Origin of the sequence: Providencia sp. CIM-Carb-044, from assembly GCF_033901115.1 — a bacterium.
Lineage (GTDB): Bacteria > Pseudomonadota > Gammaproteobacteria > Enterobacterales > Enterobacteriaceae > Providencia > Providencia hangzhouensis.
Map to the genome: position 1 here is coordinate 20723 of NZ_JAXADV010000010.1, position 18456 is coordinate 39178.

The following is an 18456-nucleotide window of genomic DNA, read 5'->3' on the forward strand; positions in this document are numbered from 1 at the left end:
GTGACATATGAATATAGAAAATAAACACCTAGAACTTTCTTGTTCTGGTTTTGGTGATAAGTTTTTAAAGTATTTCGATTGGAATGATATAGATGTTACTTATAGTAGAGTAGATTTGATTAATCATTCTGTAAGGACTATTTCTAGTAATTATAATTGGGTTCTTATGGTTTGGGATGATGATTTAGATAAGAAAGTAAAGGAGCGATTAATCCCTGGTATTCAATATTGGAATAATTACTCTGCCGAATTTCAAAAAACATTATCTAAAACAGATAAGAAAGAAATGAAAGTGGATTTTTGTACTCAATATGGCGGTGTATATGAAATTACATCAATAAATTCAATAAAGAAATTCTCATCTAATGAGTTATTAGAGCTCTATAAATTAAGAGCTGTTATTTCTGATTACTCCCAGCATGTCTGGAAAGATAATGAAAATATTATTTTACCACTTAGGGCGGACATAAGCTTATCTCAACAAATTGAAGATAATAACCGAGATATTTTAGATTTTCATCATTATATGCGTTTTGGTAACATTCGTTTTACCCGTAAAGAAATGATAACTATTCGTTTATTATTATCACATTGCCGAGTAAAGGAAATTAGTTATATTCAAGGTTGTTCGGAAGCGACAGAAAATAAACGTATTCTACGCATTAAAGAAAAACTAGGTTGCTCTTATACTTCACCTAGTGGTTTATTTCAGGCTTTAAAAGAAAATGGCATTACTCTTGCGTGTTTGGAATCTTTGGTGAGTTACCCTTAAATATGAGAATATTTTTCTACAAGGAAATTGATTAATAGAAAAGGGATAAATAATGAAATGGAGATTCATGTTTGGCGCCGTCGCAGGTAATGCTTTAAAGTATTATGATATTGCTGTGTTTGCGGCTATATCCACTTATTTAAGTACGGAATTAACTAATTTAGGTTATACACAAGCAACGGAAATGGTATGGGGGATTTTTGCATTACGTTTTTTAATCCGCCCACTAGGTGGGTATGTTATAGGCCGATATGCTGATACGGTAGGGGAAAAATCAGCTCTAGTATTAACAAGTATGATAACCGGTACGGCAACATTAATGATGGCACTGTTACCCATTGAATTATTAGGGAACTATACGCCATTAGTAATATTAATTTTACAATTAGCACTTTCTTTTAGTTTTGCTGGGGAATTTCCTTCTTTAATCACTTATTTATTTAAGGATTTAGATGGGAATATTCAATCTAGAGTTTCATCAATTATTGTTGGTAGTTCTTTATGTGGAGTAATCGCATCATTAGCTGTCGTTTTCATGTTAAAGAACACATTTTCTGAAGAAGCGATGCAGTCAATTGGCTGGAGGCTCCCACTATTAATTGGTTTAATTAATATTTTAATTAGTTTTTGGTTTAGAGCAAAATTACCGGATTATAAAAGTGAATTAGATGAAAAACCAATATTCAGTTGGCTCCATGTATTTTGGGTTTTCTTATTTACCATTCCTGGTACTGTCACTTTCTACTCTCAAAATTTATCAACTTCATTAATTATTGAAAAATTAATGATAGACGAGATAAAGAGTTTTTATGAAATATTTTCGTCCGGTCTATTGTTAATTTTTATGCTGATATGTGGTTGGTTAACCGATAAATATAGCTCAGTTAAATCTGTTTTTAATATGGGAGTCATTGGGATGGTATTGCTTTCAGTACCACTCTATTTTTCATTGCAGCTAGATAATTTACTTCTCGTCTTTTTCGCTCAAGTCGTTATGTCCGTATATTCAGCGATGATATTGTGTAATTTATCGGCCGTACTGATGGATAAATCTAATGGGCAAGCAACAATACTAGGCGTAGGGTACAATGGCGCCTCTGCCTCTATCGGGGGGATAACGCCTTTAGTCGTCGGTTATTTAGGTCACTTTAACTTAGGTTATGTTGGGCTATTTGTTGCGGTTTGTGGGCTTTCCTACTTTATATCTACTTGGTTGCCAAAACCAAATCCTGTTTAGTGTTAGTCATGATTTAATCCCCCTTAAGGGGGGTTAAATATCAATACATCATAGGGTTACAGTAACGAAAAATCAGATAGTTACCTTATTAACTATATAAATATTTTGCTTTTCGACATAGTATTTGACGCTATTTTCATACCATGATTTAAGTTCAGATGATGCGTTTATCAGGTTATCTAGCCTTTCTTTTGCAGGTTTCGTTCTCGGCTTTTTAGGTTGTATTGTCATCGAAATATCTCTTAACGTCATGTTCCAAAAGCAAATCTGATAAGGCCATCATAGCACTTGATATTGACATGCTAAAACTTAGCTCTCCGGCAGTTTCGTTATTTTAACTATCTGGCTGCTACTTCTATGAAAAGATAAAATAAATGCGATCAATAAAACATACATCATCGCACCAATCAGCCATACCCAGCCATCCCATGTTGCGAGTGTTTGACCAAAAATAAAACTAAATAATAATGGACCAATAACCCCAGTGGCATTGGTTAAACTGACTAAAATCCCTTGTAATTTACCTTGGTTAGCTTGATTAACTTGAGCTGACATCAACCCTTGTAGCGCTGGCAATGCAATACTGCCACCAGCGAGTAAGACCAATGTTGGGTAAATCATCCAGCCTTCTGTCAGTAATGACAAAATAATGAATGCGGCCCCATCCACGATAAAGCCGACAATGATTGTCACTTTTTCATTGAATCTTTTGGCTATTGCGCCTGCGACAAAGGCTTGAAACAAGGCATGCATAACGCCTAAGCCTGCTAAGGATAACCCAACTTGCATGCTATTCCATTGGAAGCGGTTTTCGGTAAATAACACCCAAGTTGTTGCAGGGATTTGGCCAATTAACTGCGCTATAAAAAAGACGAAAAGTAGCAGAATCACGGGTTTTACCACTTGCATGAAGGGAACAGGTGATGGTAGCTCCCCATTCTGCTCACCCTGTTCAGCGACTTTGTGTTGATCTTTAAAAATAAACCAGATCACGACAAAAGAGCACGCATTCAAAATAGCCGCAATAACAAAAGGAAGATGAGGAGAGAGTTGTCCTGCAAAACCCCCAATCGCAGGCCCTGCGATTAAGCCAATACCAAAAGCTGCACCTAAACGACCAAACCACTTGGTACGTTCTTGTGGCAGTGTATTGTCTGCAATAACAGAAGCGGCTACTGCGCCTGTTGCACCAGTGATCCCTGAAATTAAACGGCCTAAATACAGCATCCAAAGTGAGCTCGATAAAGCCAACAAAGTGTAGTCCAGCGCTGCTCCGGCAAGGGAAAGAAGCAAAATGGGCCGGCGGCCGAATTTATCGGACCATTTACCCAATATTGGAGCAAAAAATACCTGCATGATGGCATAGAGTGCGAGCAGCATGCCGTAATGATTAGCCAAATGTTCTATGGAAACATATTCACGCAGTAAAGCAGGCAAAACAGGCATGATCAAACCGATCCCCATCGCATCAAGGGCTGTGATCATTAATGCCGTGATCGCAAATTTATTCATTATCCATTTCTCTATCGGTGATAGAGTTGGAATATATCCCTATCAGTGATAGAGTGTCAATAGAAATTAAGGGGAAAGCGATGGCACGATTGGATAAAGAAACCATTATTACGGCGGCATTAGATTTGTTGAATGAAGTGGGAATGGAAGGACTAACAACACGAAAACTAGCACAAAAGCTAGGGGTAGAGCAGCCGACACTATATTGGCATGTGAAGAACAAGCGGACATTATTGGATGCATTATCTGTTGAAATGCTAAAACGACACCATGACCATTCATTACCCGTTGAGGGGGAATCGTGGCAGGAGTTTTTGCGCCATAACGCATTAAGTTTTCGCCGAGCCTTGCTCAGTTATCGTGATGGAGCAAAGGTACATTTAGGAACACGCCCTAGTACAGAACAATACGCCACCGTAGAAAAGCAATTACAATTTATGATTGATAGCGGTTTTTCATTAAAAAGTGGCCTTTATGCAGTGAGTGCAGTGGGGCACTTTACATTGGGTTCAGTACTTGAGCAGCAAGAGCATTTAGCCGCTCAAAATGAGCGAGATACCACATTGGATGAAGGGATGCCGCCATTACTTAAAGAGGCGATACAAATTATGGATCATGATAATGGCTTTGGTGCTTTTTTATTTGGCTTGGAGTCATTGATTCAAGGTTTTGAACGGCAATTGATGGCTTGAGAGAAGGTCATTAGCACAACTGAAAATAGGTTGTGCGAGTGACACACTTTATTTAGAACACAGTTTTTCAATTTGGCGTTTCTGTTCCGTCAATTTTTTGACCGTTGCTCTAGCTGCTTTTTCATCAGATTGCATTCTTGCTGAAAAGGCTTCAAGGTCATTGCCTATCACATCTTTTAGAAGTTTATATTCACGCGGGGCAGTACATTTACATTTTTTCTACGTAGCAGCTTTAATTTTCGCCCGTTTTTTGTTAACAGAAGACTGAGGTTCCCCTGGGTTTGGTAAATAGGTATATTTGCTTGATTTTATGCAATCATTATATAAATCCATCTCTGTTGGTATTTGGTTAGCTTGTTCTTCCTTAACCGTAAATGAATCTGCTTGAAAGGGTAATATAAAAGCGCTAGACATAACGAGTGAAAAAATAAAGGTTTTAAGTTTCATTTTAATTTTCTCTTACCATGAAAAATATCAATAAAAATTAATTTAATATATTGATATTTATGAAATAATTTATTATTAATCGAAGATAATCATAACAAGAGCAATATCAGTGAAGTCTCAGGTTAATCTGAATGTGTTTTGTATGTCGAATATTCACCTTTAAACTGTTTTAAATGTGCCAAATAGAGTAATAAAAACAGTTATTTTTGTTTTATTTAATGATTAGATATATTTATTCGTCATATAAAATGGTTTTGCTCGATAAAAAAATACCCCAGTGCCAATGACAATGGGGTATTTAGATTTATTTTATTTTGCAATTACAGTGTGAATACACCAATAATTGCAATTACACTAATGATTGCTGAACCACCGTAAAAAACCCATTTCGTCGCAGGGACGTGGATTTTAAAATCGTGCAGCGTATGGTGAATACGGTGCATACCACACCAAACTGGCAAAATAATCATCAGTAATAAGAATACGCGGCCAATAAAGCTTTGGCTAAATGCCATAATGCGCTCATAGCTAAGCATTTCTGGTGCAACGCCGAGAGGAATTAAAATCCCTAACAGAATGATGATTGCAGGGCCAATGACGGCGCTCCACATACCACCGGCACCAAATAATCCCCAGAAAATCGGCTCATCGGAACGTTTAGGCGTTAGATTCATCAGATTCTCCTTAGATTAAAATAATAATGCGATAGCTAAGATTGCTGCCGTAACAACAATCGTGAGAGCCCAGAAGCCTTTAACGATAGGCTCATCAGACATTTTCTTATCTTTCACAATAATACTGACGGCTTTTGGTGCAAGATTAAACCACGTGGTGGTGTGCAATAATGTTGCTGCCAAAGTAATAATGTTAATGATAAGAATGATTGGGTTACTTAAGAACCCAACAAAGCCAGCCCATGATTCAGGGCCACTCTTGAGTGCAAATACCCCATATAGGACTAAGATACTAAACCAGACTTGAAGGACTGAAGTACTTTCACGCATGATATAAAAGCGGTAAAAACCTAGCTTTTGCCACCAATCGCCCTTCATTTCCCTTACATAGGGTTTACGTTTTGTTGTCATGACTTCAATTCTCCTTATCGTGGCTTCAGCATGGCGATAACAAAGTCTTGCGCACTGGCAACTTTACCTTGTTGGATCGCACCCGCAGGGTCGACATGCTTAGGACAGACTTCAGAGCAGTAGCCTACAAACGTACAACTCCAGACACCATTGTCACCGTTTAACAAGGTCATGCGTTCTTTCGCACCATGGTCTCGGTTATCTAAATTGTAGCGCTCTGCCAATGTAATCGCGGCTGGACCGATGAACTCTGGGTTCAGTCCAAATTGTGGGCAAGCTGCATAGCACAGACCACAGTTGATACAGCCTGAGAATTGATGGTATTTCGCCATCTGGGCAGGCGTTTGCTTATTTGGGCCTTCAGAAGGTTTACGGTCATTACCGATAATGTACGGTTTGATCGCCTCTAAACGCTCAATAAAGTGAGTCATATCAACAACAAGGTCGCGCTCGATTGGGAAGTTACCTAATGGCTCAACTTTCATGCCTTGCGGGTATTCACGCAGGAATGTTTTACAAGCCAGTTTAGGCACTTTATCCACCATCATGCCACAAGAACCACAAATCGCCATACGACAGGACCAGCGGTAAGACAGGTCTGGAGCGAGATTATCTTTGATATAGCCTAACGCATCTAACAAAGAAGTTTGCTCGTCGTAAGGGACATCATACGTCACCAAATGGGGCTCACTATCCGTTTCCGGATTGTAACGCATGATCTCCATTTTTAGGTGTTTCATATCATCCATTAGCTTGCTCCTTCTTCGCCTTATCTTGAGCTTCAGCTTCGGCACCGTAAACACGTTTAGCTGGCTGAGATTTCGTGATTTTCACGTCACTGTATTCTAAACGAGGGGAGCCCTCTGGGTTATAGAATGCCAAAGTATGTTTAAGGAAATTAACATCATCACGCTCAGTACAGCCTTCATCGAGACGTTGGTGTGCACCACGTGATTCTTTACGGTTGATTGCAGAGTGAGCCATACATTCCGCCACATCAAGGCCAAAGCCTAATTCAATGGTGTACAGTAGGTCAGTATTAAATACGCTGCTATGGTCGGTAATTTCGACATGTTTGAAGCGTTCTTTCAGCTCAGCAATTTTATCAACGGTTTTTTGCATTAATTCAGGAGTACGGTAGATACCGCAGCCTTCTTCCATTGAAATACCCATTTCGTCGCGAATTTTCGACCAGCTCTCTTTCCCTTTTTGGTTCATGAGCTTGCTGAGGTCAGCTTCGATATCACGAGTACGGGCTTCGATAGCATTTGCATTGGCTGGTGTTGCTTCAGCAGCATGGCGAGCAGCTTCTTCACCTGCCAGACGACCAAATACGACTAATTCAGCTAATGAGTTAGAACCTAAACGGTTTGCACCGTGCAAGCCAACAGAAGAACACTCACCGACAGCAAATAGGCCTTTGATGCGTGTTTCTGTGCGTTGATCCGTTTCGATACCACCCATGGTGTAGTGAGCGGTTGGGCGAACAGGAATTGGGTCTGTTACTGGGTCAACACCCACGTAGGCTTTCGCCAATTCACAAATAAATGGTAAACGCTCATGCAGTTTTTCTGCGCCAAGGTGGCGAAGATCTAAGTAAACAACATCACCGCGGTGGGTACTGATGGTGCGACCTGCACGCCATTCGTGCCAGAACGCTTGGGAAACTTTGTCACGTGGACCCAGTTCCATATATTTATTTTCAGGTTTACCCAGTGGAGTTTCAGGCCCCATTCCGTAGTCTTGCAGATAGCGATAGCCGTCTTTATTGACAAGGATCCCCCCCTCACCACGACAACCTTCGGTCATTAAGATACCAGAACCCGGTAACCCAGTTGGGTGATATTGAACAAATTCCATATCACGCAGCGGCACGCCATGGCGGAATGCGATACCCATACCATCACCGGTTACAATACCGCCATTGGTATTGTAGCGATAAACGCGTCCAGCACCGCCAGTTGCCATCACGATGGCATTAGCACGGATCTGGACTTTTGTTCCTTCCATCATATTTAACGCGACAAGACCACGGACTTGGCCTTCATCAACAATGATATCGAGAACAAAATGTTCGTCAAAACGTTGGATTTGTGGATATTTTAATGAAGTTTGGAACAGGGTATGGAGCATGTGGAAGCCAGTTTTATCAGCAGCAAACCACGTACGCTCAATTTTCATTCCACCAAAACGGCGAACGTTAACTGAACCATCTGGTTTACGGCTCCACGGGCAGCCCCATAGCTCTAGTTGGGTCATTTCTGTTGGGCAGTGTTCGACAAAATAGTCGACAACATCTTGCTCACACAGCCAGTCCCCACCAGCTACAGTATCATTAAAATGATAGTCATAGGAGTCATGAGCCTGAGTAACTGCTGCTGATCCCCCCTCTGCGGCCACAGTGTGACTACGCATTGGGTATACTTTTGAGACCAGAGCAATCTTGATATTGGGATTTGCTTCAGCGGCAGCAATTGCTGCACGTAAGCCTGCGCCCCCGGCCCCGATAATCGCTAAATCGGCATTGAAGGTTTGCACTGCGCTTCTCCATTGTTCAAGTGTAAAATTGATAAATTCTTTTAAATACTTTTGATAATTAGCTACGTCATTTTCAGTTCAACTTAAAGCTAAACTACGAAATATCTGTTTTTTAATAGTAAATAATATAATAGCTAATAATGACTTATCATGCTGTGAATTATAGCGAATAGTACTCAAGATAAATTTGATATAGAGGGGGGTTTTGGCCAAATTTAGCGATAAAGTGTGAGGTAGATCTTCTTTTTATAAATTGTTTTTACATTGCTCGATTTTCTAGGCTGTTAACATCGAATAAAAAGGAATTTCAAATAATTATCATTAAATTTACATAAAATTTTAGTGTATAAAACCAAGGGAATTAGTCAGGTTTTACCTATAATAAGTGAATAATACTATTATTATAGCTGAAGAGTTTCATTCATATTGAATGCTAATTTGCGAGGAGTCTCACTATTTATTTTTAGAAGAAGTTCAATTTCGAAGAGAAAATTTTAAAATAGATTGAGAAAGCGAATCGTTTCGCTTTTTTAGTAACAGTTATGTCACATAACATAAGAAATAATCATGTTTCTGACTATTTTCTTTATCTTTCCTCATTAACTCGATGTATAGCTCAAAGTAAAGGCTTTGCCTAATCGTATAAAGCAAGAGATAATCTGGTTATCTCTACTTACTCATCATGTCGACAGTTACAAGTACTTACGCCCAGATAAATGTGCATTATCAGTGTAAATGCATTGTGTGTTGCAAGTGAGGTGGGTACACTGCACGACTAAGTTTATTTTGGAGTTATCTTAATGAGTGATATAGCGAATTGGCAGCCAACCGCCCCCATCGCTAACCTGTTACAGCGCGCAAAAATAATTGCGGAAGTCAGACGTTTTTTTACTGATCGCTGTGTACTTGAAGTCGAAACCCCCGCAATGAGTCAGGCAACAGTCACTGACATTCATCTTGTTCCATTTGAAACGCGTTTTGTGGGTCCTGGTGCGGCACAGGGCATTAATTTATATTTAATGACTAGCCCTGAATACCACATGAAACGCTTATTAGCGGCAGGTAGTGGCCCTATCTATCAGTTAGGTCGTAGCTTTAGAAATGAAGAAGCAGGGCGACATCATAACCCTGAATTTACCATGTTAGAGTGGTATCGTCCGCATTTTGATATGTATCGTTTGATTAATGAAGTGGATGATTTACTGCAACAAGTTTTAGAATGTGAGAGTGCAGAGCTACTTTCTTACCAACAAGCGTTTTTACGTTATTTGGATATTGACCCGCTGTCCGCTGAAAAAAGCGAATTACGTGAGGTTGCAGCCCGTTTAGATTTGAGCAATATCGCGGATCAGGAAGAAGATAAAGATACCTTACTTCAACTGCTATTTACCATGGGCGTTGAGCCTCATATTGGTAAAGAAAAGCCTGCAGTCGTGTATCATTTCCCTGCGACTCAAGCTTCTCTTGCGGTGATTAGCACGGAAGACCACCGCGTAGCTGAGCGTTTTGAGGTGTATTATAAAGGGATGGAACTGGCGAATGGTTTCCATGAACTCACCGATGCAAGCGAACAACGCCAGCGATTTGAACAAGACAACCGTAAGCGTGCGGCAATGGGGCTACCTACTGCGCCTATTGATGAGCACTTATTGGCGGCTTTAGAGCATGGTTTACCCGATTGTTCTGGTGTAGCAGTTGGGGTTGATAGGCTGATAATGATTGCATTAAATGCAGACAAGATCAGTGATGTGATCGCATTCCCTGTCACTATTGCTTAACTAAGACGGTTAACTTGAAGAGAATGCAGCCAAATGAAATGGCTGCATTCTTGTTTTTGGTTCAGAAAACTATTTTTGCTTCTGCTGTTCCAAGAACTTAACCCCTAAGTCAGGGAAGTCTGTGAAGGCGCCATCGACATCGGCTTGGTTATAAATAATGTCATAAAGCTGTTGCCCATCTTTGGCGTATTTTGGCAGCTTATCAACACGGATAGTGAACGGATGAACTGCCATTTTGTTATCATGAGCTTCTTTAACCATGCCATTCACTTTGATATTAGTTGGCGTGGATTCTTCACTAATTAGCATATGATAGTCAGGGCCAATACCATCTGCATAGGTCGCAATTTCTTTCATGGCGCCGGGTTTCATCATCCAATCATAATTGTAATTAACCCAAGTTCCGTCAGGTTTTTGCTCTTGAGTTTCATTCCAATCGGTGTAAGCAATCAATTGAATTAATTTAAGATCCATTCCCATTTCTGGCATCAAGGTATTTTTGATACGTTTTAGGTCATTAGGGTCAAATGACTGTAGATAAACGTTGGAATCCTTGGTGGTATAGCCATACTCTTTAAGGACTTCGAGTGTTTTTTTGGTGATATCTTTGCCTTCTTGTAAGTGGAACCAAGGGGCTTTAATTTCTGGGTAGATACCAATATTCTTACCCGTTGACTTGTTTAATCCCTGAACAAATTCAATCTCTTCTTGGAAAGTATGAACGCGGAAGTCTGATTTGCCCATTGGGAAGCGGTTCGGATAGCTTTGCACTTTTTTACCATCAACAATATCAAATCCTTCTGTAAAATTGAGTGATTTGATTTCATCAAGGGTAAAGTCAATCGCATAGTAACGGCCATCTTTACGAGCGCGGTCAGGGAAACGTTCAGCAACATCTGTCACGCGATCGAGATAATGGTCATGTAAGACCACGAGCTCGTTATCTTTCGTCATAACTAAATCTTGCTCAAGAAAATCAGCACCTTGTGCGTAAGCCATTGCTTTTGCAGGTAGGGTATGTTCCGGTAAGTAACCACTTGCACCACGATGTGCAATGACAACTTTACTTGAAGCTTGAGCTACAGCAGACACTGACATCACTAAAACCATACTAGCCACCAATGTTTTTAATGGAAAGCTCATGATTATATCTCCTTGGCACTTTATTTGGGTAAAAAAATGGGCTACATCATTTTTTGATATAGCCCACGAGTCTAGCGATTAACAATGAACATTTGATGAATGTTTATTGTGAGTTTGCTAATTCGCGTTTATGTTTGCTTTCGCTCAACATCACGATAAACAGTAGAACAACGGCCAGTGCTGAACCACCGATCATGACTGCGAAGCCACCGTCCCAACCGAAGTAGTCTACGGTATAACCAACGATAGCACTTGCTGCTACAGAACCACCGAGGTAGCCGAACAAGCCTGTGAATCCTGCGGCTGTACCTGCTGCTTTTTTCGGTGCAAGTTCAAGGGCGTGCAAACCAATCAACATAACAGGACCATAGATTAGGAAACCGATGATCAACATACATGCCATATCAACATTTGGGTTACCAGCTGGGTTCATCCAGAACACGATAGTTGCAATGGTTACCAGAACCATGAAGAACACACCAGTGGCTCCACGGTTACCACGGAAGACTTTATCCGACATCCAACCACACAGTAACGTACCTGGGATACCTGCGTATTCATATAAGAAGTAAGCCCATGAAGATTTGTCCATTGCGAAGTGTTTAACTTCACGCAGGTAAGTTGGAGACCAGTCCAAAACACCATAACGCAGTAAGTAAACGAACACGTTCGCAATCGCAATCATCCATAATAGTTTGTTAGGGAAAACATACTTCATGAAGATTTCTTTTGCAGTTAACTCTTGCTCATCTGATGCTTTATAGTCAGTTGGATAGTCGTTTTTGTACTCTTCAATTGGAGGAAGACCACAAGATTGCGGGGTGTCGCGCATTAACGCAAATGCAATGATTGCAACAAGGATAGCAGCCAATGCAGGCATATACAGCGCAGCTTTCCAGTCGTTAAACCATGCCATACCTAACATGAACAGTAATGGAGGGATACCACCACCGACGTTGTGTGCACAGTTCCAAACCGAAACGATACCGCCACGTTCTTTTTGTGACCACCAGTGAACCATGGTACGCCCACAAGGAGGCCAACCCATACCTTGGAACCAACCACAAAGGAACAGTAATACGAACATTACCATGATGCTTGATGTTGCCCATGGTACGAAGCCCATAATTAACATCACTGCGGAGGCGAGAATCAAACCTGCTGGTAAGAAATAACGCGGGTTTGCACGGTCGGAAAACGACCCCATGATAAATTTAGAAAATCCGTAAGCAATTGAGATCCCTGATAATGCAAAACCAAGGTCACCTTTAGAGAAACCTTGTTCAACAAGATATGGCATCGCTAACGCAAAGTTCTTTCGGACTAGATAATACGCTGCGTAACCAAAGAAAATACCCATGAAGATCTGCCAGCGAAGCTTACGATAGACAGGATCTATCTTATCCGCTGGCAGCCTCTCTATATGAGGTGCTGGTTTAAAAATGCTTAACATATACGCCTCCGATGGCATGCTAATTTTTATTTACACTTCCATTTCTCTATTTCAGAGAAATATTGAGTGTTTATTATTGGTGAAGTAACAAAAACGAAAGTAATCGAGTAATTTAAGAGTCTTTATTTTCTTAATTGCTCTAAATTGTAGTCGTTAAAAAACAATTTATCTGTAATCCAACGCACAATTATTGATTTTGTTTATGAAGTTGCATAGTAAATGACATTTGTGAATAGAATGGAACTAGAAATGTTAATTATTTTGTGATTCTCATCACGATTTTGTTCTTTTGAACACTGAATATGCATCAATTGCTTTCGTTTTTGTTCCTTATCAAACATTGATCGCGTTTCTGGGCTATATTTAATAATAGATTATAAAAATAGAATCTATACTTATCGATTATAGAAATGTTTATTAATGTGAGGAATGCGACATGAATGGCTCATCTGTGACTGAGACGGATGTCATCATTATTGGTGGTGGCGCAACAGGTGCAGGAGTCGCTCGTGACTGCGCTCGCCGAGGTCTAAGAACTGTTTTACTCGAAAGGCATGATATTGCGACTGGCGCGACAGGGCGTAACCATGGGTTACTTCATAGTGGCGCGCGTTATGCAGTCACAGATGGTGAATCCGCCAGAGAATGTATAGAAGAGAACAAGATTTTAAAACGTATCGCGCATCACTGTATAGAGCGAACTGATGGTTTGTTTATTACTTTACCTGAAGACAGCTTAGAGTATCAGCAACAATTCATTACGGCTTGCCAAGCTGCGGGTATTGATGCGACTGCAATTGACCCCAAAGAGGCTATTCGCCTTGAACCTTCTGTTAACCCACATCTAATAGGTGCGGTTCGTGTTCCTGATGGCACGGTTGACCCATTCCGTTTGACTGCGGCAAATATGTTAGATGCCAGAGAGCATGGCGCGAAAGTGTTAACTTATCATGAAGTTATTGGTATGATTCGTGATGGCGACACCGTATGTGGCGTGACGGTTTATGATCACCACGCCAAGAAGCAATATGATATTTACGCGGAAATTGTCGTCAATGCAGGCGGGATCTGGGGGCAAAAAATCGCAGAGTATGGCGAATTAAAAATTAAAATGTTCCCTGCGAAAGGGGCGCTATTAATTTTAGGCCATCGCTTGAACAACATGGTGATAAACCGTTGCCGCAAACCTGCAGATGCCGATATTTTAGTTCCCGGCGATACGATTTCCCTGATTGGGACCACATCGACTCATATTGAATATGACCAAATTGATAATATGTATGTCACCCCTGAAGAGGTGGATATTCTTATTCGTGAAGGTTCAATGCTATCACCAGCACTTGCAACAACACGCATTTTACGTGCATATGCAGGTGTTCGGCCATTAGTTGCCAGTGATGATGACCCATCAGGGCGTAATGTCAGCCGCGGTATTGTGCTGTTAGACCATGCTAAACGCGATGGCTTAGAAGGGTTTATCACTATCACTGGTGGTAAGTTAATGACATATCGTCTGATGGCTGAGTGGGCTACTGATAAAGTTTGTGAAAAATTAGGCCACAGTGCCAAGTGTACAACAGCAGAAGCGCCACTACCGGGCTCGCAACATAGTGCAGAAGAAGCCTTACGCAATGTTGTTTCTATCCCAGCCCCTATTCGTGGCTCAGCGGTTTACCGTCATGGTGACAGGGCTTCTGCAATTCTCAGTACGGATAGGCTCGATAAAAGTTTAGTTTGTGAGTGTGAAGCCGTTACTGCTGGTGAAGTACGCTATGCCGTTAATTCATTAACGGTGAATAATTTACTTGATTTAAGGCGTCGTACTCGTGTGGGGATGGGAACTTGCCAAGGTGAATTATGTGCTTGCCGTGCTGCGGGGTTACTCAATCGTTTTAATGTCACAACGCCTCATGAAACAGAGCAACAACTGAGTCACTTCCTTAATGAACGTTGGAAAGGTGTACGTCCAATTGCTTGGGGTGACGCATTGCGTGAAAGTGAATTTACCAGCTGGGTATATCACGGGTTATGTGGCATGAATGAAGCGACACTTGGCAAGGATGCACAGAAGGAGGCGGACAATGAAATATGATGTAGTGGTAATGGGCGGCGGTTTAGCTGGATTAATGAGCGGTATCCGTTTGACCCAGTCTGGTCTATCTTGTGCAATTGTTAGTGCAGGGCAAAATGCATTACATTTTTCATCAGGCTCCTTGGATTTATTAACCCATTTACCAAATGGACAAGTGGCTGAAAAACCACTAGAAATGCTTGATGCGCTAAAGGAACAGGCGCCAGCACACCCTTATAGTTTAATCGGAAAGACGCAAGTTACTGAGCTAGTGCATATGGCTCAGTCAATATTGCAGCAAGCAGGAGTTCATTTAAAAGGCTCTTGTGAAGAAAACCATTATCGTATTACACCTCTGGGCCATAAACGGATGACTTGGCTTAGTCCTGAGTCTGTTCCGACTGTCGGTTTGCACCATAAAATGGATGTTAGCAAGATTGCTGTGGTTGGTATCGAAGGTTTCTTGGATTTTCAACCTCAGATGGTGGCTGATGAGCTACAACGTGAGGGGTTACAAGCAACATCGCATTATGTGCATTTACCATTATTAGACCGATTAAGAGAAAACCCGAGTGAGTTTAGAGCGGTTAATGTTGCTCGTTGGCTTGATAGACCAGAAAATATGGCACAAATGGTTGCTGAAATTTCTCCGTTGGTCACAGATGCAGAGGCGATTTTTATGCCAGCCTGTATCGGACTCGATAGTGATGAACCTTTACATGAATTACAAATGAGCTTAGGTAAGCCATTATTTTTACTACCGACTCTTCCTCCTTCGCTATTGGGGATTCGTTTGCATGAAATGTTACTGCGTCAGTTCCGTCGCCAAGGTGGAATTGTGATGCCTGGTGATAAAGTTACCGCTGTGAATTGTGTTGATGGCCGAATTGAATCTGTCCAGACTCGTAATCATGGCGATATCTCTTTAAAAGCTAAGCATTTTGTTCTGGCGACGGGAAGCTTTTTTAATAATGGTTTGGTGGCAGAGTTTGACCGTGTCTATGAGCCTTTGATGCAATTGGACCTGTGTGAAATTTCAGAACGTGCAAAATGGACTAACAAAGAGTTTTTCGCTTCCCAGCCCTATATGGCTTTTGGTGTGAAAACCGATGAAAAACTACGCGCACAAAAAGAGGGGAAAGCCATTTCTAATCTTTATGTAGCCGGCGCTGTTTTAGGCGGTTTTGACCCTCTCACTCAAGGTTGTGGTGCGGGCGTATCGATAATTAGCGCATTATATGCCGCTAATGAAATTATTAATGAACTGAGTAAGAATAAAACTATGCAGGTGGAGGTGGCACAATGAGTATTCAAGATGCAAGCTTTGAAAGCTGTATTAAATGCACTGTGTGTACCACTTATTGCCCTGTTGCAAAGGTTAATCCTCTGTATCCTGGTCCTAAGCAAGCAGGGCCAGACGGTGAGCGTTTACGCTTAAAAGATCCGATGCTGTATGACGAAGCGTTGAAATATTGTACAAACTGCAAGCGTTGCGAAGTCGCTTGTCCATCAGATGTGAAGATTGGCGATATTATTGCTCGTGCGCGTAATACTTACAGCCAACAGAAACCTAAAATTCGTGATGCTATTCTCAGCCATACAGATTTAATGGGGTCGTTATCGACGCCATTTGCACCAGTTGTCAATACTATTACAGGGTTAAAACCTGTACGTCAAATCCTTGATAAAGCATTGAAAATAGACCACCGCCGTGAATTACCTAAATATTCGTTTGGGACTTTCCGCCGTTGGTATGCAAAACAAGCCGCTGAACAAGCTAAATTTGAAGAGCAAGTTGCGTTCTTCCATGGCTGTTATGTGAATTATAACCATCCTCAATTAGGTAAAGACTTAATTAAAGTCTTTAACGGCATGAATATTGGTGTTCAGCTACTTAAACGTGAAAAATGTTGTGGTGTGGCATTAATAGCCAATGGCTTTATGAAACAGGCGAAGCGCCAAGCCAATGTTAATTTAGAGTCATTGCAAGAAACTATCCTTGAAAAACATGTATCTGTTGTTGCAACTTCATCAACCTGTACGTTTACCATCCGTGATGAATATACGCATGTACTTGATGTTGATACTTCTGCAATGAGGGATAACATTGAGCTCGCAACGCGTTATATTTATCGTTTACTTGAAGAAGGGCGTGAACTCAAACTGAAACATACGCCTTTAAAAGTGGCTTATCACACACCATGCCATATGGAAAAAATGGGGTGGACTTCCTATACGTTAGAGTTAATTAAACGTGTACCAGGGGTTGAGCTAATTGTGTTGGATTCACAATGTTGTGGTATCGCAGGAACCTATGGTTTCAAAAAAGAAAACTATGAGGTTTCTCAAGGAATAGGGGCAGGGCTGTTCCGTCAAATTGAAGAAAGTGGTGCGGACATGGTGATTACAGACTGCGAAACTTGTAAGTGGCAGATTGAGATGTCGACGAGTAAGAAGTGTGAGCACCCAATTTCACTTCTAGCAAAAGCTTTGTGATCTGTTACTTATCGAATTGTAGGGTTGTTATTTTTTGTTGTAGCTCAGTTAAACTTATTTGGAGATAGCATTTAGCTATCTCCTTTTTTTGTTTTTAGTGTTGATTGGCTAACTGTTTTTTATCTGAGTTTGCAAAGAAAGACTTCAAGATAAAGTTCAAAAGCACACCATAAGCAGGCAAGAAAAATAGCATGCAAATAAGTAGCTTAAAGACATAGTCAACTAAAGCAATCTCTACCCAATTTGCAGCCATAAATGGATCGCTACTGCGGAAAAAAGCAATAAAGAAAAAGGCGATAGTGTCAATCAAGTTACCAAAGAACATTGCACAGGCAGGTGCTACATACCAACGTGCATTTTGGCGTAATCGATTGAAAACACTGACATCTAATATTTGACCCAGTACATAAGCCATAAAACTCGCTGCGGCAATACGTGCTACAAATAAGTTAAATTCAGATAATGCGGTAAAACCTTGCCATTCACCTTGGAAATATAAAGCTGAAATAACGTATGAAATCAGTAATGCGGGCAGCATAACTGCAGTGATAATTCTGCGTGCAAGCGGCGCGCCATAAATACGAACGGTTAAATCAGTAGCTAAGAAAATAAATGGAAAAGTAAACGCACCCCAAGTGGTATGGAAGCCAAAAATATTAATTGGCAACTGCACGAGGTAGTTACTAGAAGTAATGATTAAAATATGAAATAACGAAAGCCAAATTAACGCAGTGGCTTTTTGCTGCGCAGTAAAATCAAACATATTGTACCTTTTTAGTCACAATGGGGTGAGGGAACCCATGAAATACATCCCAACACTTGGGAGCAGCGCATCATACTCTTGTTGCGCAACAAATGCAAAACTGTTCATTTATCAATGGATATTTTATTATATAATCAGTCTATTGATCCCTTTTAGAAGTGTTTTTTAATGTCTGATTTATTTGCTAACCCAACGAAAACCCTTGATACACTAGGTCTGCGTTGCCCTGAGCCTGTGATGTTAGTGCGTAAAACGGTTCGTAACATGGCCGATGGTGAAACGTTGTTAATTATTGCTGATGACCCAGCAACCACACGTGATATCCCAGGTTTTTGCCGCTTTATGGAGCATGATTTATTAGCAGTAGAGGCTGACAACGCACCATATCGTTATTTGTTGCGTAAAAAATCGAGCTAGTTGTTACTAGCTAATTTCTTTTTGTATGTTAATCCCTGCCAAGAGGTAGGGA

At 40.8% G+C, this 18456-nt stretch carries 17 protein-coding genes; 8 read left to right on the forward strand and 9 right to left on the reverse strand.

The annotated features are described in order from the left end of the window. Positions 1 to 7 precede the first annotated feature (7 nt). Together SJ312_RS17225 and SJ312_RS17230 are read left to right on the forward strand one after the other, a co-directional pair. On the forward strand, positions 8 to 772 hold the full coding sequence (locus SJ312_RS17225; RefSeq protein ID WP_110591183.1) for a helix-turn-helix transcriptional regulator: 765 nt from the start codon (positions 8 to 10) through the stop codon (positions 770 to 772). Positions 773 to 824: 52 nt separating this feature from the next. Continuing rightward, on the forward strand, positions 825 to 2009 hold the full coding sequence (locus tag SJ312_RS17230; RefSeq protein WP_110591184.1) for an MFS transporter: 1185 nt from the start codon (positions 825 to 827) through the stop codon (positions 2007 to 2009). A gap of 309 nt (positions 2010 to 2318) precedes the next feature. Here the strand turns inward: SJ312_RS17230 and tet are convergent, their stop codons facing one another. Then, a complete protein-coding gene (tet, locus tag SJ312_RS17235) occupies positions 2319 to 3521 on the reverse strand; it encodes a Tet(A)/Tet(B)/Tet(C) family tetracycline efflux MFS transporter (protein WP_110591185.1) in 1203 nt (400 codons plus the stop codon). Between the two features lie 80 nt (positions 3522 to 3601). Here tet and tetR point away from each other — a divergent pair, with 80 nt between their 5' ends. Then, a complete protein-coding gene (gene tetR, locus SJ312_RS17240; RefSeq protein WP_110591186.1) occupies positions 3602 to 4213 on the forward strand; it encodes a tetracycline resistance transcriptional repressor TetR in 612 nt (203 codons plus the stop codon). A gap of 219 nt (positions 4214 to 4432) precedes the next feature. Here the strand turns inward: tetR and SJ312_RS17245 are convergent, their stop codons facing one another. The 5 genes from SJ312_RS17245 to frdA form a co-directional block, all read right to left on the reverse strand. After that, positions 4433 to 4660: a hypothetical protein gene (locus tag SJ312_RS17245; protein WP_319868136.1), complete on the reverse strand. Its 228-nt coding sequence runs from the start codon at positions 4658 to 4660 to the stop codon at positions 4433 to 4435. Between the two features lie 320 nt (positions 4661 to 4980). Then, the gene (gene frdD / locus SJ312_RS17250; RefSeq protein WP_004258620.1) at positions 4981 to 5334 is read right to left on the reverse strand and encodes a fumarate reductase subunit FrdD; all 354 of its coding nucleotides are present in this window, start codon (positions 5332 to 5334) and stop codon (positions 4981 to 4983) included. Positions 5335 to 5349: 15 nt separating this feature from the next. After that, positions 5350 to 5745, reverse strand: a complete 396-nt coding sequence (gene frdC, locus SJ312_RS17255; RefSeq protein ID WP_004258617.1) for a fumarate reductase subunit FrdC — start codon at positions 5743 to 5745, stop codon at positions 5350 to 5352. A gap of 14 nt (positions 5746 to 5759) precedes the next feature. Next, complete coding sequence (locus SJ312_RS17260) at positions 5760 to 6494, reverse strand: succinate dehydrogenase/fumarate reductase iron-sulfur subunit (RefSeq protein WP_004258616.1); 735 nt, start codon at positions 6492 to 6494, stop codon at positions 5760 to 5762. After that, the gene (gene frdA / locus SJ312_RS17265) at positions 6487 to 8283 is read right to left on the reverse strand and encodes a fumarate reductase (quinol) flavoprotein subunit (RefSeq protein WP_004258614.1); all 1797 of its coding nucleotides are present in this window, start codon (positions 8281 to 8283) and stop codon (positions 6487 to 6489) included. Before frdA ends, SJ312_RS17260 begins: the two co-directional genes overlap by 8 nt. An 800-nt stretch (positions 8284 to 9083) precedes the next feature. Between frdA and epmA the strand changes: the two genes are divergently transcribed. Continuing rightward, a complete protein-coding gene (gene epmA, locus SJ312_RS17270; RefSeq protein ID WP_004258613.1) occupies positions 9084 to 10061 on the forward strand; it encodes an elongation factor P--(R)-beta-lysine ligase in 978 nt (325 codons plus the stop codon). A gap of 69 nt (positions 10062 to 10130) precedes the next feature. Here epmA and glpQ read toward each other — a convergent pair whose 3' ends face one another. Beyond that, positions 10131 to 11204: a glycerophosphodiester phosphodiesterase gene (gene glpQ, locus SJ312_RS17275; protein WP_004258611.1), complete on the reverse strand. Its 1074-nt coding sequence runs from the start codon at positions 11202 to 11204 to the stop codon at positions 10131 to 10133. Positions 11205 to 11307: 103 nt separating this feature from the next. Then, entirely contained in the window at positions 11308 to 12657 is a 1350-nt protein-coding gene (gene glpT / locus SJ312_RS17280) for a glycerol-3-phosphate transporter (protein ID WP_036958039.1), read from the reverse strand. 436 nt (positions 12658 to 13093) lie between these two features. On the opposite strand from glpT, the gene glpA reads away from it, so the two are divergent. From glpA to glpC, 3 genes are read left to right on the forward strand one after another with little or no spacing between them, the layout of a single operon-like run. Next, positions 13094 to 14749, forward strand: coding sequence for an anaerobic glycerol-3-phosphate dehydrogenase subunit A (gene glpA / locus SJ312_RS17285; protein WP_319868137.1), 1656 nt, complete (start codon positions 13094 to 13096; stop codon positions 14747 to 14749). Then, on the forward strand, positions 14739 to 16034 hold the full coding sequence (glpB, locus tag SJ312_RS17290; RefSeq protein WP_153673848.1) for a glycerol-3-phosphate dehydrogenase subunit GlpB: 1296 nt from the start codon (positions 14739 to 14741) through the stop codon (positions 16032 to 16034). The genes glpA and glpB overlap by 11 nt, the downstream gene beginning before the upstream one ends. After that, positions 16031 to 17224: an anaerobic glycerol-3-phosphate dehydrogenase subunit GlpC gene (gene glpC, locus SJ312_RS17295; RefSeq protein WP_319868138.1), complete on the forward strand. Its 1194-nt coding sequence runs from the start codon at positions 16031 to 16033 to the stop codon at positions 17222 to 17224. Before glpB ends, glpC begins: the two co-directional genes overlap by 4 nt. Positions 17225 to 17318: 94 nt before the next feature. On the opposite strand, the gene SJ312_RS17300 is transcribed toward glpC, so the two are convergent. Then, entirely contained in the window at positions 17319 to 17987 is a 669-nt protein-coding gene (locus SJ312_RS17300; RefSeq protein WP_004258598.1) for a 7-cyano-7-deazaguanine/7-aminomethyl-7-deazaguanine transporter, read from the reverse strand. A 168-nt stretch (positions 17988 to 18155) separates the two neighbouring features. On the opposite strand from SJ312_RS17300, the gene tusA reads away from it, so the two are divergent. Then, a complete protein-coding gene (gene tusA, locus SJ312_RS17305) occupies positions 18156 to 18404 on the forward strand; it encodes a sulfurtransferase TusA (protein WP_004258596.1) in 249 nt (82 codons plus the stop codon). Positions 18405 to 18456 lie beyond the last annotated feature (52 nt).

Bases quoted from the DNA above. Each gene is read 5' to 3' on its own strand.
- glpB (WP_153673848.1), top strand. From the start codon at position 14,739: ATGAAATATGATGTAGTGGTAATGGGCGGCGGTTTAGCTGGATTAATG.
- epmA (WP_004258613.1), top strand. From the start codon at position 9,084: ATGAGTGATATAGCGAATTGGCAGCCAACCGCCCCCATCGCTAACCTG.
- glpA (WP_319868137.1), top strand. From the start codon at position 13,094: ATGAATGGCTCATCTGTGACTGAGACGGATGTCATCATTATTGGTGGT.
- SJ312_RS17245 (WP_319868136.1), bottom strand. From the start codon at position 4,660: ATGAAACTTAAAACCTTTATTTTTTCACTCGTTATGTCTAGCGCTTTT.
- SJ312_RS17260 (WP_004258616.1), bottom strand. From the start codon at position 6,494: ATGGATGATATGAAACACCTAAAAATGGAGATCATGCGTTACAATCCG.
- tet (WP_110591185.1), bottom strand. From the start codon at position 3,521: ATGAATAAATTTGCGATCACGGCATTAATGATCACAGCCCTTGATGCG.
- tusA (WP_004258596.1), top strand. From the start codon at position 18,156: ATGTCTGATTTATTTGCTAACCCAACGAAAACCCTTGATACACTAGGT.
- SJ312_RS17300 (WP_004258598.1), bottom strand. From the start codon at position 17,987: ATGTTTGATTTTACTGCGCAGCAAAAAGCCACTGCGTTAATTTGGCTT.
- frdD (WP_004258620.1), bottom strand. From the start codon at position 5,334: ATGAATCTAACGCCTAAACGTTCCGATGAGCCGATTTTCTGGGGATTA.
- tetR (WP_110591186.1), top strand. From the start codon at position 3,602: ATGGCACGATTGGATAAAGAAACCATTATTACGGCGGCATTAGATTTG.
- SJ312_RS17225 (WP_110591183.1), top strand. From the start codon at position 8: ATGAATATAGAAAATAAACACCTAGAACTTTCTTGTTCTGGTTTTGGT.
- glpQ (WP_004258611.1), bottom strand. From the start codon at position 11,204: ATGAGCTTTCCATTAAAAACATTGGTGGCTAGTATGGTTTTAGTGATG.
- glpC (WP_319868138.1), top strand. From the start codon at position 16,031: ATGAGTATTCAAGATGCAAGCTTTGAAAGCTGTATTAAATGCACTGTG.
- frdC (WP_004258617.1), bottom strand. From the start codon at position 5,745: ATGACAACAAAACGTAAACCCTATGTAAGGGAAATGAAGGGCGATTGG.
- glpT (WP_036958039.1), bottom strand. From the start codon at position 12,657: ATGTTAAGCATTTTTAAACCAGCACCTCATATAGAGAGGCTGCCAGCG.
- SJ312_RS17230 (WP_110591184.1), top strand. From the start codon at position 825: ATGAAATGGAGATTCATGTTTGGCGCCGTCGCAGGTAATGCTTTAAAG.